Origin of the sequence: Undibacterium sp. 14-3-2, assembly GCF_016595265.1 — a bacterium.
GTDB classification, from domain to species: Bacteria; Pseudomonadota; Gammaproteobacteria; order Burkholderiales; family Burkholderiaceae_D; genus Undibacterium; species Undibacterium aquatile.
This window is the reverse complement of record NZ_JAENGS010000003.1, coordinates 303,382-319,784: the sequence shown is the minus strand read 5'-3', so window position 1 is coordinate 319,784 and position 16,403 is coordinate 303,382. Positions and strand designations below refer to the sequence as shown.

General features: G+C 47.7%; 12 protein-coding genes. 7 read left to right on the top strand and 5 right to left on the bottom strand.

The features are described 5' to 3' along the window. Positions 1-85: 85 nt before the first annotated feature. Complete coding sequence (locus Undi14_RS09365) at positions 86-976, top strand: M48 family metallopeptidase (RefSeq protein WP_200179693.1); 891 nt, start codon at positions 86-88, stop codon at positions 974-976. A gap of 254 nt (positions 977-1,230) precedes the next feature. Here Undi14_RS09365 and Undi14_RS09360 read toward each other — a convergent pair whose 3' ends face one another. Continuing rightward, positions 1,231-1,416 carry a hypothetical protein gene (locus Undi14_RS09360; protein ID WP_200179691.1) on the bottom strand — a complete coding sequence of 62 codons (186 nt, stop codon included), beginning with the start codon at positions 1,414-1,416 and terminating at the stop codon, positions 1,231-1,233. Between the two features lie 192 nt (positions 1,417-1,608). Between Undi14_RS09360 and Undi14_RS09355 the strand changes: the two genes are divergently transcribed. Together Undi14_RS09355 and Undi14_RS09350 are read left to right on the top strand one after the other, a co-directional pair. Continuing rightward, positions 1,609-3,990, top strand: coding sequence for a TonB-dependent receptor (locus Undi14_RS09355; RefSeq protein WP_200179689.1), 2,382 nt, complete (start codon positions 1,609-1,611; stop codon positions 3,988-3,990). Between the two features lie 109 nt (positions 3,991-4,099). Next, a complete protein-coding gene (locus Undi14_RS09350) occupies positions 4,100-5,788 on the top strand; it encodes a bifunctional UDP-sugar hydrolase/5'-nucleotidase (RefSeq protein WP_200179687.1) in 1,689 nt (562 codons plus the stop codon). A gap of 112 nt (positions 5,789-5,900) precedes the next feature. On the opposite strand, the gene Undi14_RS09345 is transcribed toward Undi14_RS09350, so the two are convergent. Continuing rightward, the gene (locus tag Undi14_RS09345; protein WP_200179686.1) at positions 5,901-6,674 is read right to left on the bottom strand and encodes an exodeoxyribonuclease III; all 774 of its coding nucleotides are present in this window, start codon (positions 6,672-6,674) and stop codon (positions 5,901-5,903) included. A 393-nt stretch (positions 6,675-7,067) separates the two neighbouring features. On the opposite strand from Undi14_RS09345, the gene Undi14_RS09340 reads away from it, so the two are divergent. From Undi14_RS09340 to Undi14_RS09330, 3 genes are read left to right on the top strand one after another with little or no spacing between them, the layout of a single operon-like run. Then, complete coding sequence (locus tag Undi14_RS09340; protein ID WP_200179684.1) at positions 7,068-7,886, top strand: ABC transporter permease; 819 nt, start codon at positions 7,068-7,070, stop codon at positions 7,884-7,886. Further along, positions 7,876-9,270, top strand: a complete 1,395-nt coding sequence (locus Undi14_RS09335) for an ABC transporter ATP-binding protein (protein WP_200179682.1) — start codon at positions 7,876-7,878, stop codon at positions 9,268-9,270. The genes Undi14_RS09340 and Undi14_RS09335 overlap by 11 nt, the downstream gene beginning before the upstream one ends. A gap of 23 nt (positions 9,271-9,293) precedes the next feature. After that, on the top strand, positions 9,294-9,890 hold the full coding sequence (locus Undi14_RS09330; RefSeq protein ID WP_200179680.1) for a methyltransferase domain-containing protein: 597 nt from the start codon (positions 9,294-9,296) through the stop codon (positions 9,888-9,890). 74 nt (positions 9,891-9,964) lie between these two features. On the opposite strand, the gene Undi14_RS18405 is transcribed toward Undi14_RS09330, so the two are convergent. Beyond that, positions 9,965-10,096 (bottom strand): hypothetical protein, encoded by a 132-nt coding sequence (locus Undi14_RS18405; RefSeq protein ID WP_255520380.1) that lies wholly within the window; start codon positions 10,094-10,096, stop codon positions 9,965-9,967. A gap of 175 nt (positions 10,097-10,271) precedes the next feature. Between Undi14_RS18405 and Undi14_RS09325 the strand changes: the two genes are divergently transcribed. Next, a complete protein-coding gene (locus Undi14_RS09325; RefSeq protein WP_200179677.1) occupies positions 10,272-13,889 on the top strand; it encodes a rhamnan synthesis F family protein in 3,618 nt (1,205 codons plus the stop codon). 139 nt (positions 13,890-14,028) lie between these two features. Here the strand turns inward: Undi14_RS09325 and Undi14_RS09320 are convergent, their stop codons facing one another. Then, entirely contained in the window at positions 14,029-15,714 is a 1,686-nt protein-coding gene (locus tag Undi14_RS09320) for a GspE/PulE family protein (protein ID WP_200179675.1), read from the bottom strand. A gap of 91 nt (positions 15,715-15,805) precedes the next feature. Further along, positions 15,806-16,321: a hypothetical protein gene (locus tag Undi14_RS09315; protein ID WP_200179672.1), complete on the bottom strand. Its 516-nt coding sequence runs from the start codon at positions 16,319-16,321 to the stop codon at positions 15,806-15,808. Positions 16,322-16,403 lie beyond the last annotated feature (82 nt).

Below are 16,403 nucleotides of genomic sequence, written 5' to 3'. Positions count from 1 at the left end.
TTTTATTGCGGTATCTTTAAAACCAGCGGCATGATCACCATTTCTCTGGGTAACCTGTTTACTGGCTTGTTTACTAGCTTAAATTATGAAACTGCATACACTCTTTGCTGCTGTTCTTTTTGTGACGATGGGCTCTGCATTGGCGCAGAATGCAACGTCGCAAGATGGCGTAAGAATTGGCGGAAACTCCTTTTTAAGTAAACTCGCTCCGGTCGGTACGCTGGAAAACCAGGCTGCGATGCAGTATGCACAAACCATGCAGCAAGCTGAAAAGCAACATGCGCTGGGACCCGATAATCATCCGCAAGTATTACGTTTACGTGCGATTGCCAATAAGCTGATTCCCTATTCTTTAAAATGGAATGAGCGTGCCAAACAGTGGAAGTGGGAAATTAATTTGCTGGGATCCAAGCAAATCAATGCCTATTGCATGCCCGGTGGCAAGATTGCTTTTTATTCCGGGATTCTGGATACCTTGAAACTGACTGATGACGAAGTCGCGATAGTCATGGGGCACGAGATCGCCCATGCCTTACGCGAACATGGTGCTGAAAGAGCAGTGAAATCGAGCGCGGCTAATTTATTCGTCAAAGGGGTAGAGATTTTTGCCGGAGCGAAAGGATATGACCCGAATATCGCCGGCTCGATTGCAGGCGGTGCCGCAAACATGACCATGCTGAAATTTTCCCGCGATAATGAAACAGAAGCGGATATTGTTGGGCTAGATATTGCGGCACGTGCCGGTTACGATCCTCGTGCCGGCGTTGCTCTCTGGCAAAAAATGGGCATGGTCAATAAAGGTGCTCCGCCGCAATGGTTGTCCACCCACCCCGCTGGGCAAAACAGAATTGCTGAAATTCGTCGCCATTTACCGGAAGTGATGCCTTTGTATGCGAAGGCGAAAGCATTGTCTCTGAATGGCATTGCGCCATATCAGACCAACGTCAAGGGTATTGATCCGGTTACCTATCCATAGTTTCTATGCCTGTGGCAGCCGTTCACCGCCACCGGGATTTTTCTTCATCTGAAAGAAAAGTTTCTTTCAAAGCATCTCAAAAATAAAAATTACGCAGATTTCACCCAAAGTAAGCAGATTCGCTAAAAAAAGCACATCTGTTGTGCATTTGTGACATTTTCATGCATGGAAAACCACGATGTCATCGTCCTTTCACAATTGGGTGTAACACTTTGTAATGTTGAAAAAATTATGTGATAGACTATTTTCACATATCAATATACAGCTGATTCACTCGAATTTACTTGTCCGGTCAGCACACAAAAATCAACAGTGTCATATAAAAATAGACGATAGAACCTGGTGTCTGTTTTTTTAAAAATCAAAAGAGCAATCGTTTGCGTATCAGCCGATTTATGTTTTTCAGCGGTCGCAATCGATTGCGTGTTGAAATCAGGCATAAAAAATGCATGACATCGTTGCTAGTAAGCTTTTTTTATCGCGGTTGCAGGTTGAAGTTTTTATAAAGCCAGTGTGTTGGCACTAAAGTGTGGTGATGGAGATGTCATCAAGCGGTGTTAAAAGCTTGAGATGATGAACAGGGTTCAGCGCAATTTTATTTTATTTACCGTAATTTGATCCGGGAGCAGTCAATGAAACAATCTACGAAGCCTTCAGCGTTTCCATCACGTTTGTCGATGGTCGCGATTGCATGCCAGTTGGCATGCATGGGTATTTCCACTGCGCAAGCACAGGAAGTCAGCAACGAACAAACAAGCTCAACACAAGTCACTATTACCGGCAAAAAAGTCGGTATGGGTTTGATGGTTCAGGAAAATGCGCCAAAAGCACGCAGTACAATTACTGCAGAAGAACTGGCAAAACAACGTCCTACCGGTAATGCGTATGAAGCGCTGGAACTGATGCCTGCGGTCAACAGCTACAACTATGACGCAACTGGTTTGTTCGGCGGCGGTATGACTTTGCGTGGTTTTAACAGCGATCAGATCGGTGCAACGATCAATGGTGTGCCTGTCAATGATTCCGGTAGCTTCTCAGTGTATCCACAAGAATTTGTGGATCAGGAAAATACCTGCACACAGTTCGTCACACAAGGCTCTACCGACGTTGATTCTCCACAAATCGGCGCAACTGGCGGTAACTTCGGCATCACGACATGTGACCCTTCCAAAACAAAACGTTTCCGTGTAATGCAAACCGTTGGTGGACTGAATCTGTCCAAAACTTATCTGCGTTACGATACCGGTATGTTGTCGGATAATCGTTCCCGTTTGTTTATTTCCTATTCTCATGCGCAAGCTGATAAGTGGAAAGGTGATGGCGGAGCTAAACGTGATCACGTCGATTTTGGCTTCCGCACAGACTTTGACAAATTCAACTCTATCAGCGGCGTTGTTCTGTACAACCGCGCGATCAACCAGAATATCAGTTCATTCAGCCTGGCTGATCTGAACAAAAACGGTTACTACTACGATTATTCTACGAAATTTATTGGTCATGTGACGCCGACCAAAGGCAAAGCAGACAATGATCCTAGCCAAGCCAATGCTGATTCTTTCTACAAGCTGACACAGAATCCGTTCGAAAACGTGATTGCCTCTGTCACTGGAAAAATGCGTATTGGTGAAAACACCGACGTCAAAGTCATTCCTTACTACTGGTATGGTTACGGTAATGGTGGCGTTCAACAAAAACTGGTTTCCGAAGTTGGTTTCCTGAACGTTGCAACTGGCAAGAATACCGGTGCAGTGGATCTGAATGGCGACGGTGATACGCTTGATAAAGTGATTGTTGCGAATGCGAGTGTGACACGCACGAACCGTCCTGGTATTACAGCTTCCGTTACCCATAACCTTGGTAATCATCAGTTGCTGGCTGGTTTCTGGTACGAACGTGCAACGCATGAGCAATTTGGACCGATGGTTTCTGTAGACGCTGCTGGTAACGCGAGCGATATCTGGTTGCAGAACGGCATGATCATGCGCCCTGATGGCACGCCTTATCAATCCCGTGACTGGAAAACAATCAGTACGGCATATCAATTCTTTGCTCAAGACACCATCAGTCTGTTAGACGACAAATTGCAAGTCAACATTGGTGTACGTGCGCCAACGATGAAGCGCGATTTCACTAACTATGCGAATGAAGGTTCAAGCTCGGGTACAACATACAATATTTCTAAATCATATTCAGAAGTATTGCCACAATTAGGTGCTCGCTACCAAATCGACAACAATAATCAAGTGTTCGCAAGTTTGGCTAAAAACATGAAAGCGCCGCCAAACTATGTTTACTCGACAACGAACAACGTTGTACTGGTCAATGGTGTTCCAACGATGCCAGTTGATGTGAAAGCGGAGACATCGTTGAACCTGGATTTGGGCTATCGTCATCAAAGCGACAAGCTCACAGGTCAGTTCACGGTATATTCTGTTGATTTCCGTGACCGTCAGGCGACTGCGTACGACGTAATCAGCAACACCAGCAGTGTTACTAGCGTTGGTAAAGTGAAGACCAAAGGTTTTGAAGTTGAACTGGGTAATACTCCAGTCAATGGCTGGTCTTTCTACAGCTCAGTTGGTTACGCTAAGAGCGAGATTCAGGATAACCTGATCGCAAGCAAAACTGCCGTCTTGCCAACAGCTGGTAAAGAAATGACACTGACGCCAACCTGGAAAGCAGGCTTGAGCGCACAGTATGAGACAGCAGTATGGTATGCACGTCTGAAAGCCAAATATACAAGCAGCCAATGGGCAACGATGACTAATGATGAATTGGTTCCTAGCTACACATTGCTTGGTCTGGACGCTGGTTATCAGTTCGCAAACACTGGCTGGTTGAAAAAGCCAACAGTACGTCTCAGCATCAGTAACCTGACAAACGAGAAATATCGCAATCCATCCAGCTTCAACGTGACAAATGCTCAGGCATATGGCACAGCGGCTGCGAAGACTGTGTTTTACTACCTCGGTGCACCACGCTTCACATCTGTCACATTCTCTGCAGATTTCTAATCGCATAAATGCGCAGTTGCTGTAGTCAGTTTTCAAGGTAAAGCAACGACAATTCAGGCCTGCAACGATTTCTTGTTGCAGGCCTTTTTTATTTGATAGTGGCAAAGATATGAATAAATTCAAACTCATCAGCCTTGCTGTTCTTGTCGCCATCGGCGGCTGCTCGACAACCACAGACAAGAATGCCGGGCTCAGCAACATCACCATTTTCAGTATTAATGATTTTCACGGCAACTTGCAGTCTGATCAGCCTGTGCCTTACCTTGCAAGCAAGGCGGATGCCGCCAATCCGGGTAAAACAGTGAATGTTCCAGCTGGTGGTTATGCCTATCTGGCGGCGAAGTTAAAAGAGCGTCGCGCAACGGTGCCATTCAGCATACTGGTGGGGAGCGGTGATTTGATGGGGGCATCTCCTATGGGCTCGGCGTTGTTGAAAGACGAACCAGTCATCGAAGCCTTGAATCAACTTGACCTGACGGTAACAGCGGTCGGAAATCACGAATTCGACTCTGGCACGGCTGATCTGATGCGTAAAATTAAAGGCGAATGTGCTTCCTCTGGCTGTGCGTATGCGGATTTTCACGGTGCCAAATATGCGTATCTTGGTGCGAACGTCTATGAGCAGGGCAGCAATACGCCGTGGCTGACCCCTTATGTGATACGCCAAGTCGGGGATGTGAAGGTCGGCTTTATCGGCGCGGTGACGTCCGATGTTCCTAATCTAGTGGCTGGCGACGCGATTAAACGCCTGCGTTTTGACGATGAGGCGGCGTCGATTAATCGCTATGTACCTGAGTTGCAAAAGCAAGGTGTGAATGCGATTGTTGCGCTGATTCATGAAGGTGCAAGCTACAAAGGCGCTGAAAACGACCCGAGTTATCGCTGTGAAGGCTTGCAAGGGCCGATTATCGATATCACTAAAAAGCTCGATAAAGCCATATCGTTGGTTGTCTCCGGTCATACTCATCAAGGCTATACGTGCAAAATTGATGGTCGCCTGGTCGTACAAGGCCGTAGCTATGGCGCGTTTCTGACAGAGTCCACGCTGACCATAGACCGCAACACCAACACGGTGGTGAACGCTGTCGCTATCAATCACCTGATTGATCAACAGCAAATTAAAGCCGATGCAACGGCGCAGGTGCTGGTAGATAAAGTGGCGACACAAACGGCGGCGTTGCGCCAGCGTCCGGTCGTTACGATAGACAAAGCATTATTACGGTCGAGTGAGTCAGGTCGTTTCGACAGTGCATTAGGTAACATCATCGCCGATGCACAACTGCATTACGCTCAGCATCATGGCGGTGCTGACATTTCGTTGATGAATGCAGGTGGGATTCGCAGTGATTTGCCATCCGGCAGTCAGAAAACACCGATTAACGTCACTTTTGGCGATTTGTATGCCGTGCAGCCATTTGGGAATAACATCGTACGAATGACATTGTCGGGCGCCCAATTATTGCAGGTACTGCAGCAGCAGTGGGTCGGTGGACGCCCTGCAGAAGAGCCTAAAAAACTGTTTGTCTCGCACGGTCTCAGCTACGTCTGGAATCCGGCAGCGGCGATAGAGCAGCGTATCAGTGATGTCAAAATCAAAGGTAAAGCACTTGATCCGACGCAGCAATATCAGGTGGTCGTGAATAATTTTCTGGCAGATGGCGGTGATGGCTTCAGCGTATTGAAGCAGGGAACCGATAGGCAACTGATAGGGCGCGATCTGGATGCATTTGAATCGTATATCCGCGAACGCGGTGATCGCATCACCGATGTGCAGCTGGATAGGGTGCAGCGCCGTTAGTCGCACGACTCATCAGGAAAAATTGCGAGAAATTTAAGCTGTTATCCTAATATTTGTGCGGGTTTCCAGTCATTTTGGCTTGGAAGCCCACTTTTTTATTAGGACTATCGAATTAAACGTAGCTGATAATCAGCGGCGAATGGTCAGAAAAACGCTGTTCTTTGTAAATGGACGCAGTGTGTGCTTTCGCTGCGATACCCGGCGTTGCGACATGGTAGTCAATTCGCCAACCAACGTTATTGGCCCAGGCCTGACCACGATTGCTCCACCAGGTATAGGCTTCGCCCGTGGTTTCAGGATGCAGGTGGCGATACACATCAACCCAGCCTTGCTCGTCCAATAAACGTGTCAGCCACGCGCGCTCTTCAGGTAAAAAGCCGGAGTTCTTTTGATTGCTCTTCCAGTTTTTTAAATCGATTTCCTTGTGGGCAATATTCCAGTCGCCGCAAATCACCAATTCCCTGCCTTCTGCCATCAGCATTGTCAGATGTGGAAAAAATTCATCCATAAAGCGGAATTTTGCTTCCTGTCTTTCCGGTGATGAGGATCCGGAGGGGCAATAGACAGAAATGACCGAAACGTCGTCAAAATCGCAACGTACGTAGCGGCCTTCAGGGTCGAATTCTGCGCTGCCAAACCCGATGTGTACTGCGTCTGGTTTTTTCTTGCTATACACACCAGCTCCGGAATAGCCTTTTTTTTCAGCATAGTGAAAGTGCCCGTGATAACCGTGCGGATTCAGAAAATCAGCCGTCATATCCGGCGCCTGCGCCTTCAATTCCTGCACGCAAACGATATCCGGGCTTTCTTTCCCCATCCATTCAAAGAAACCTTTTTTTGCTGCAGAGCGAACGCCGTTTAAGTTGGCGGAAACAATTTTGGTCATGTTTTGGAGGCGTAAAATAGGTAAATTCAAAAATTAGAGGCACCGGGGAAGCACAAGTTCTTTTATGCGCTGAGTTGCTTCAATCCGTGTCCGGTGTTTTATCTGTCATCCAGACTAGACAATTTATATAATTAAATTAATTGTTTATTTGATACTTTATGCGACATTTTTCTAAATACCTTTGCAAAAATCCATGCTGAAAGTATGCGTGTAAGGTTGTAGGTGAGGGAAAATTCACGGGATACAGCACATTTCACAATGTAACTTTGCTTGCGGCTATCTCTCGATTTTGAGACTCTAAGCTGGAGATTACTAAACGCTTTAGCATTATAATAGCGCCTGCCCACTGTTTGAGCACCTCACCTATTCACGCTAAGGGCGATCACAAAGCTAATGACGAAAAATCCCATTTCCCCTTTTTATGCAATTCATTCCTTGTGGCAGCATCGGCAGTTAATTCTGGATATGGCTGGCCGCGATGCCTTAGGTAAATACAAAGGGTCGAGGTTGGGCATTATATGGTCGTTATTGACACCGGTGTTTATGCTTGCTATTTACACCTTCGTATTTAGCGAAATATTCCGGGCACGCTGGACTCCCGCCAGCCAGTCGAAAGCTGAATTTGCCATCGCATTGTTTTCCGGAATGATTATGTTCAATCTTTTTTCGGAGATCATTAATCGCGCTCCGACGCTGATTGTCAGTAACGCTAATTTTGTCAAAAAAATTGTGTTTCCTCTGGAAATTCTCGCTTGCGTCAGTTTGTTTTCAGCGATGTTTCATATGCTTGTCAGTACGGCAGTGTTGCTGCTGTTTCAGTTAATTATGAATACGTATCTGCCTTGGACAGTGTTGCTGTTACCTTTTGCCGTTTTACCATTGGCACTGCTGTGTTTGGGCATTTCATGGTTTTTGTCGGCGCTGGGAGTGTTCATCCGTGACGTCGGGCAGACCATAGGTTTGTTAGTGACGGGCCTGATGTTCTTATCGCCGGTCTTTTTTCCTTTATCTGCCATTCCTGAAAAATGGCAGGGGTTGGCGCGGTTGAATCCTATGGTGTTTCCGATTGAAATGGCGCGGGATGTGCTGGTATGGGGGAAAACTCCTGACTGGGCAGAATGGGGAATCTACTTATTAATGACGCTGCTAGTGGCATGGGCAGGTTTCGTTTCTTTTCAGAAGACACGCCGGGGATTTGCTGATGTCATCTGAAGCGATCATTAAAGTTCACAACGTCAGCAAGTGTTATCAGATTTATGATCGACCTAATGACCGTCTGAAACAGGGGCTGTTTTCATTGGCTGCCCGACTCTGTCCAATCACCACATTAAAACAGTCTTTACTGCAAAAGGCGCATGCATGTTCGCGCCAGTACTGGGCTTTGCATGATGTCAGTTTTGAATTAAAAAAAGGCGGTGCTTTCGGCATCATCGGACGCAACGGTTCAGGCAAAAGTACCCTGTTGCAGATATTGTGCGGGACCTTAAATCCTACGCATGGCAGTGTGGAAATTCATGGGCGCGTGGCGGCATTGCTGGAACTCGGTTCCGGCTTTAACCCAGAATACACTGGGCGAGAAAATATCTATATGAACGGCCAGTTATTGGGGCTGAGCAGAGAACAAATTGATGAACGTATCGACGACATCATCGCGTTTGCCGAAATCGGTGAATTTATCGAGCAGCCAGTTAAAACGTATTCCAGCGGTATGTTTGTCCGTGTCGCGTTTGCGGTGATCGCCCATGTGGATGCCGATATATTGGTTATTGATGAGGCGCTCGCTGTCGGCGATGCATTCTTTACGCAAAAATGCATGCGTTTTTTACGTAATTTCATGGAAACCGGCACAATTTTATTTGTCAGTCATGACACCGCTGCGGTGAAAAGCTTATGTGAGCATGCGATCTGGCTGGAAAAAGGCCAGATGCAATTGCTGGGAACGGCGAAAGATGTTTCTGAGCGCTATTTGCAAGCTTTCTATGAATCGGTGCAAGGGCGCAGCACGACAACCAGGATGCGGCCAACGGCGACATCTGTGCCTATATTGCCGGCGCAACGACGTGATGCGAGAGCTGACTGGATTAATCAGAGCAATCTGCGAAATGACATCCGCCTGTTTGAGTTTGATGAGAAGGCAGCAAGTTTCGGTACCCGCGATGCGGCGATTCATGCCGTTGAGTTTTTTGATCAGGAAGGTCAGCCGCTGAGTTGGGTGGTTGGCGGTGAACCTGTTACCTTCCGCATGAAAGCGATGCTCGCAACCGAGATTTATTCGCCGATTCTCGGTTTTTATATCAAAGATAAACTGGGCCAAATTTTGTTTGGCGACAATACTTATCTGACTTACCAGGATACGCCGTTATCGGCGGACGCCAATACCCTGATCGAAGCTGAATTTGAATTCATCATGCCGATCTTGCCCAAAGGCGATTATTCCGTCTGTGTGGCGATTGCGGCTGGTTCGAATGAGAACCATACTCAGCTTGAATGGATGCATGACGCCATGATTTTACGATCTGAGTCCACCTATGTTGCGACGGGTCTGGTCGGCGTACCCATGCAGAGTATTGTGCTCAGAACAGTTAACCTCAATTAATAATATACGAAAAGGTAAGAGCAATGCATATCAGCTCAATGGATAAAATGCGGGCGTTCCGGGAGAAATATCTTGAGTCCCGGACTAATACAGCATTGCAGATTCTTGACATCGGTAGTCAGGAAGTCAACGGCAGTTATAAGTCGATTTTCAGCGATCAGCCGCTTTGGAAATATCAGGGATGTGACATGGTCGAAGGTAAAAATGTCGATATCGTTCTGACAGACCCTTACGACTGGAAACAAATTAAATCAAATTCAGCAGACGTTATCATTTCTGGTCAGGCGTTCGAGCATGTCGAACTTTTCTGGATCACAATGCTGGAAATTGCACGCGTGCTGAAACCGGGTGGCTTATGTTGCATAATCGCGCCATCTGGTGGTTTCGAACATCGCTATCCTGTCGATTGCTGGCGTTTCTATCCCGATGGTTTCAGTGCATTGGCAAAATATGCGAAACTGAGCGTGGTAGAGTCTTACACTCAATGGGAAGATTTGCCACAGTATGACAACGACAACAATTGCTGGCATGATTCAGTGCTGATCGCTCGTAAAGACCGGGCATTTGGATTCCGTGATGCTCTCAGGCAGCAGTTAATCCAGTGGAGCCGACAGCTGTAATTGTCGAATTGAAATATGCGCGACAATATTTTCTTGCTGCTGTCAAAAAGTTGTCAGTAACACGGCGTATAACATCAGGTAATCGAAGGTGGAATGACGCGGATTCCAGGTATCGACGTAGAAGTTAAGCTGCACAGGCCAGCGTCGGTCATCTGTACGCCAGCCTGATGCGTTTGATCATGCACATCCGGAAAATGAAAGTACATTTTCTGCGGTTGCACTTGAAATAATTGAATTGAGAAACAGGCTTTCCGCGCAGATGGATGATCTGGCGCACAAGAATAAGCTGAAGCACAACTGAATGTACAGATATTTGAATGAGCAGCTGCGGCGCCGTCGCCAGCACTATTGCTTGTTCAGGTACGCAAAAAAGACACAAAAATGAATCAATACGAATATCAATTTGATGTGGAATCTGAAGGTATCGCTTCAAGAGTGGTGCGCCTTGCCGGTATGGATAAACGGGTGCTGGAGTTAGGCTGTTATTCGGGACACATGTCAAAGATATTAGTGGATCGTGGCTGCGAAGTTGTTGGTCTGGAAATGGATGCAGAGGCGGCAGAGGCTGCGCGTAAAATTTGCTCACAAGTCTACGAAGTCGACCTCGACGATGATCAATGGGTGGCGCTGCTGAAAGACCACCCCAAATTTGACGTGGTGATTGCTGCAGATGTTCTCGAACACCTGCGTGATCCCGGCAAATGCTTATCCCGGGTTCGTAGCTTGATGAGTGAAAACGCAACCCTGATCGTTTCGACTCCAAATATTGCTCACGGTGGCGTGATTGCCAGTTTGATGCAAGGAAGTTTTCAATATCGTGATACGGGTTTGCTGGATCGTACTCACGTCCATTTTTTTACCGAGCAAAGCTTGCGCGATATATTAAAAGAGCAGGGCTTTGTCGTCGGGCATTTTGATAGTGTTGAAGCTGGTGCTGATCATCCTGAATTTTCAGAGTACTGGAATCAACTGACGCCAGAGTTACGCGACACCATCTTACGTATGCCGAATGCAATGGCATTCCAGTTTGTTGTCAGTGCGACTAAGCGCAATACTTCTGTTGATGCAGCGACACTTTATGAAACGCAGCGGCAGTTTGAGATCACCAAGCGCAGCATTCGCGCTTTGCAAGACCAGGCACAAGCACAGATCGCAACAATTCAGGAAGAAGCGCAGCGGCATATCACACTGGTAGAGCAGAGAGCGGATACGCTTGAAGCGCATCTGAGAGTAATCGAGACTCAGCTGAGAACGGCGGAACAGCAGCTTGATGCTGACCGTCGGCAACTGGCTGACCTGAAAAACGACACTGCGCAGCAACAGGCCTTGATTCATGAGCAAATAGACGTCATAGAAAGTCAGCACAAATCTCTTGAAAGCCAACGTATTCTTGTCGAAGAAAAAATTAGTGCACTGGCGCAGTTAAATGCCGAGTTGCAGAATACCCAGCAGATATTGCATTCAGTCGTTAACTCCAGCAGCTGGAAACTGACTTCACCGTTGAGATTTCTCGCAAGAAAAATCCCGCAAAAACCGCGCTGGTTCCTGCATGTCTGGCTGCACAGATTTTATATGGTCGGTAAGATTTTGCTCACCAAACCCATATCTGGTTGGGCCGAAGTTGCGCGTGCACGTCAGCAAGCGCAAGCTACCCCGGCAGCGGTTGCTGCCGGACCGCATTTTTCACCTCCGGTGGACGATCATAGTGTTGCCATGCCTTTGCAGTACGATATTGCGCCGTGGGAAAGTACACCGTCCCTCGCAGTCGTCTGTCACATGTACTATCCTGACCTGGCGGAAGAGTTTGCGAACTATTTTTCCAATATCCTGTTTCCGTTTGATTTGTATATCACGACCGATACGGCAGAAAAAAAAGCCATTATCGATACCTTTTTTTCTGACTGGACAAAAGGCAAAGTTGAGGTGCGTATCGCGCAGAACCGTGGAAGGGATATTGCACCTAAGCTGATCAGTTGCAGGGATGTCTACGATAACTACGAATATATCCTGCATGTACATACTAAAAAGTCTCCGCATCGCGGCCACGAAAATGGCTGGCGCTCGTTCTTGCTGGACACCCTGATAGGTACGCCTAAAACGGTTGATAGCGTGTTTGAAGCGTTCAGAACAAATCCTCGTCTCGGCATGATTGCGCCACAACATCTCGAAGACATCAGACCTTATGTTGGCTGGGGCTGGAATTTTGAGATTGCGCGACAATTCGGGCAGCGACTGGGCATCCCTTTATCGCTTGATGGCGCGGTTGATTTCCCTTCGGGGTCGATGTTCTGGGCGCGCTCTGCCGCACTGAAACCCTTGCTGGATATTAATCTGACGTTCGAAGACTTCCCTGAAGAGGCGGGGCAGATTGATGGCACGCTCGGCCATGTGATCGAACGTTTTTATTTCTTGTGTGCAGAGAAAGCGGGCTTTGAATGGATGAAAATCGCTTTAACGCCGATGCATCCACAGTTTGCGGATCGGGTTCTCGACATCAAGAGTCGCGAGCAGTTACAGCAGTTCATGAAACAGCATACGCAGAATTTGCTGGAAACCCATGAGAATGCAGAACCGGTTCGCTCTGGTACAACTCCGTTAGTTAGCCGGGCACAAAAATCACAATATTCCAGGGCTTTTCAGAAATCCAGCTATCGCACGTCTATGAGCCTTAGCCAGTTCATTGAACAGGCCGCCTTACTGGCATCGGGTCAGGAAAGTGAAATTGATTTTGACGAAAAATTTTATCTCGAGGCAAACCCCGATGTTGCTCAGCAGGTGAAAATCGGTGCTGCCCCTTGTGGTTATGTGCACTATTGCCTGTCTGGTCAGTTTGAAGGTCGCTTATGGAGCGACAGGCAATTGACGCGGCATTTCAGACAGCGTCCACGGCTGGCACAGGGTTTTGCGACACCTGTGAATTTACGCTCGTCCCCTGTATATGGCCCTGATCTGCATGCGTTACCGGAAAGTGATAAACCATTTTTACTGATCTTCTTTTCGCATTTGCAGGACGATTTATTTTTTGCAGGTTATACCGAATTCTTTAAAGATTTTCTGCCTGTTTTCGAGGCGTTCAACCGGGTCGTGTTGTCGGTAGCAACGCCACACTTCAATCCAAAACTGGCAGTGCGTTATTCAGACAAAATTGAAGTCATTCACGACTCAGATTTAAGCAAGTTGCATGTTCGTCCGAACGTGGTTGTCAGCTTCAACAGTGAATTGTTGCTGAAAGCCCGCGATATTTTCGGTGATCTGTCCCGCACGATTTATTATTGTCAGGATTTCGAAGCTGGGTTTTTCCCGATGGGAACCAGCTATGTGCGCTCAGAAATGGCGATTGCCAGCTCACGCAACATCATCGTTTCCAGCACTTTACTCAAGAAGTTTCTGCAACATCGAGGTTTGCTGACAGAGCAGCAAAATGTTTATGTGACGACTCCCGGGATTGAGGTCGTCGAGGTTGTACCTGAAAAAAGTAAGCGCATCTTCTTCTATTTCCGTCCTGAGCAATTTAACGCCAGAAATCTGCCGGAAATGCTGATGGAAGCGGTTGAACAGTTCTGTGCAAAACACACGGGTTATGAACTCTATTTACTCGGTTCAGTAGATACCTGTCTTTCTTATTCTATGAATGGTAATCAGATTTTTGTGATTTCCAAGCTGAGTAAAGATGAGTACATCAAATTCCTGAAAACCTGCGATGCGGCGGTCTCCATGATCTATTCGGCTCATCCCGGCGTGATTGCATTCCAGACGGCAGCATCGGGAATACCGACAGTCACCAATGTGTTTGATAACCGCGATGCTGAATTCCTGCAAAGCGTATCGGCCAATATGGTTCCGTTTGATCCGGTTCGGGAACGTCTGCTTGATCGCCTTGAAGTAGCATTGGCGATGCCGAAGGGAACTCCATCTTTTAACCGCGACCTGTATCAGACGATGGAAAGCGTTAGCCTGGCTCAATACGTTGACGCCGTATTGCATTCTGAACGGAGTTGACATCAGTGCATGGCTGAATCATTCATGCATTTATCGGTAAATATAAATTAGGGCTGATCTGCCAGATGACAGGTCAGCCCTAATTATTTTGCACCGCGTTATATCATGTGTTTATTGGTCTGTGCCTGATGCTCAGAGCTCAGGAGCCAGATAAACTCAGCACTTCATCCACGGTGGTAATTCCTTGCCATACTTTCAGCATGCCGTCGTCGCGCAATGAGCGAATCTTTTTACCGCGCAGATAATTAATGATGTCCGCCTCGCTGACTTGCGTCAGGATCTGATGTTGCACAGTCTCATCAATTTCAAACAGCTCATAGATCGCCACTCGACCTGAAAAACCGGTGTGGTTACACTGCTTACAGCCCACAGGAGCGCGTAATTTAGGTTCCGGCACAAGTGCATCACGCCATTCTTTAACGCCTTCCAGCAGCACTTTATGCGTTTCCAGTGAGACTTCCGCCGGAACCGCGCAGGACTCGCACAGGCAGCGTACCAGCCGTTGTGCCATCACACCTTTCAAACTGGAGCCTAGCAGGAAGGGTTCTATACCCATATCCATCAGACGCGTTACCGCACCCGCAGCACTATTCGTATGTAAAGTTGAGAATACCAGATGCCCGGTGAGTGCTGATTGCACGGCGATAGACGCTGTTTCCTGATCGCGGATCTCACCGATCAGCACCACATCGGGATCATGCCGCAGGATAGAGCGCAAGGCAGAGGCGAAGGTAAAGCCGATATCGGCATTCACCTGAATTTGCGAGATGCCTTGCAGACGATATTCGACCGGGTCTTCGACGGTGATAATTTTATTTAAACCATCGTTACCTATATCGAGAGCCGTGTAGAGCGTGGTCGTTTTACCGGAACCAGTCGGCCCTGTCACCAGCACGATCCCGTTTGGCATCTTGATCCAGCGTTTAAATAAGGCCGCGTGATCAGGCATCATCCCCAGATCTTCGAGGTGATAAGGTTTGCGATCCTGACGCAGCAAACGCATTACTACCGATTCGCCCATGGCGCTGGGTAACACCGAGACACGCACATCAAATACTTCGCTGTTGACCCGCGCGGTCATGCGGCCATCTTGCGGTAAGCGCCGTTCAGCAATATCCAGCTGTGACAGGATTTTAATACGGCAAACGGTCGCGTCGAATTTATCCAAAGGAAAGCGGCTCAGATCCTGCATTACGCCATCGACCCGCAGGCGAATAGCGAATTCATATTCGCCCGGTTCTACGTGAATATCCGAAGCGCGTCGCGTCACAGCTTGCGATAACACGGTATTCACCAGTTCGATAATCGGGCCTTCTTCCGCCAGTTCGCGCAGATGCATGACGTCGCCGCTCATTGCCATCTTCGGCTCGCGGCGCTCCAGTGCCGCATAGAACGCCTCGAAAGAAGACGGGCGTACCAGCGCAAATTGCAAAGGCGTGGTGGCAGGTGATTTTAAACGTAAGACTTCCAGCACGCTTGCATTCAGTGTTTCTTTAGAGGCACAGCAAGTGACACCGGTTTCTTCGTTGCTCCAGATAATCATGCCTTGCGACTGACACCAGTGCGGCAGGATTTCCCATTGTGTGATCGTGCTGTGAAATGTCGATTGGGCATGGTGCAGCTCATCATCGCTCAGCAGCGGCAAACCAGTGTACTCAGACAGATGCTGATACAGCACCTCTTCGGATAAGGCGCCCATACGCACCAGCATTGCTGGTAGCGGCGTGAACTGATCGAGCTGAAGCAGGCGTACATTATCGAGCACCTCAGCCGGAACAAGATGATTCGTTTGTAAATACTGATCGAAAGATAATTTTGTGCTCATGGATACTGACTACAAATGCTATATGGCGGATAAAAAGAACGAAGCGGAACGCGGGCTGAACTCTTCAGCACAATCTGCTTGTCTAGGAAAATTATTTGGTCGCAATTTTGATGTCATTCGCGACGCTGTACCAACGTCCACCAGCTTTGACCACCAGAAGTAAATCGGCGTTTTTACTGAACTTCGCCTTAATTTTTGCCTCAGCCTTGCCTATTCCCGGTGTTGAGACCGCGGTGATAAACATAGGCTCTTTGTCTGCCGGAGTCTGGTTAAACAGAATGAAAAATTCAGTACCGGGTATTTCGCTGACCATGCGTATGCTCATGATGCCAGCGACTGCGATCGTGGGTGAATCCAGCAGCAGATAGTCTGATTTTGTCAGTGTCGTTTTACTGACGGGGGGGCGCATCATGGCCAGCACAGCATCGACCGTAGCAGCTTTGGTCATTTCCGGTATCAGGTCTTCTATGCTATTGACCACTTTGGTCGGAGCGGTCTGCGCTTGTACAGAAACGGGAGCGACGCTGGAGAGCAAAGTGAAGGAAAGCAGGCTTAATGCGCAAATGCTGCGCGACAAACGACGCACAAAAAATTTATTCGAAGACATACGAATCCAGTAACAAAACAAGAATAAAACAGCGGTAAAACAAGAAAAATAAAGCCGTATCAAGATTAACAAGCCATCGGTC

Coding starts and splice junctions, on each gene's coding strand:
- Undi14_RS09365 (WP_200179693.1), top strand. CDS start 86: ATGAAACTGCATACACTCTTTGCTGCTGTTCTTTTTGTGACGATGGGC.
- Undi14_RS09360 (WP_200179691.1), bottom strand. CDS start 1,416: ATGCCTGATTTCAACACGCAATCGATTGCGACCGCTGAAAAACATAAA.
- Undi14_RS09355 (WP_200179689.1), top strand. CDS start 1,609: ATGAAACAATCTACGAAGCCTTCAGCGTTTCCATCACGTTTGTCGATG.
- Undi14_RS09350 (WP_200179687.1), top strand. CDS start 4,100: ATGAATAAATTCAAACTCATCAGCCTTGCTGTTCTTGTCGCCATCGGC.
- Undi14_RS09345 (WP_200179686.1), bottom strand. CDS start 6,674: ATGACCAAAATTGTTTCCGCCAACTTAAACGGCGTTCGCTCTGCAGCA.
- Undi14_RS09340 (WP_200179684.1), top strand. CDS start 7,068: ATGACGAAAAATCCCATTTCCCCTTTTTATGCAATTCATTCCTTGTGG.
- Undi14_RS09335 (WP_200179682.1), top strand. CDS start 7,876: ATGTCATCTGAAGCGATCATTAAAGTTCACAACGTCAGCAAGTGTTAT.
- Undi14_RS09330 (WP_200179680.1), top strand. CDS start 9,294: ATGCATATCAGCTCAATGGATAAAATGCGGGCGTTCCGGGAGAAATAT.
- Undi14_RS18405 (WP_255520380.1), bottom strand. CDS start 10,096: ATGTACTTTCATTTTCCGGATGTGCATGATCAAACGCATCAGGCTGGC.
- Undi14_RS09325 (WP_200179677.1), top strand. CDS start 10,272: ATGAATCAATACGAATATCAATTTGATGTGGAATCTGAAGGTATCGCT.
- Undi14_RS09320 (WP_200179675.1), bottom strand. CDS start 15,714: ATGAGCACAAAATTATCTTTCGATCAGTATTTACAAACGAATCATCTT.
- Undi14_RS09315 (WP_200179672.1), bottom strand. CDS start 16,321: ATGTCTTCGAATAAATTTTTTGTGCGTCGTTTGTCGCGCAGCATTTGC.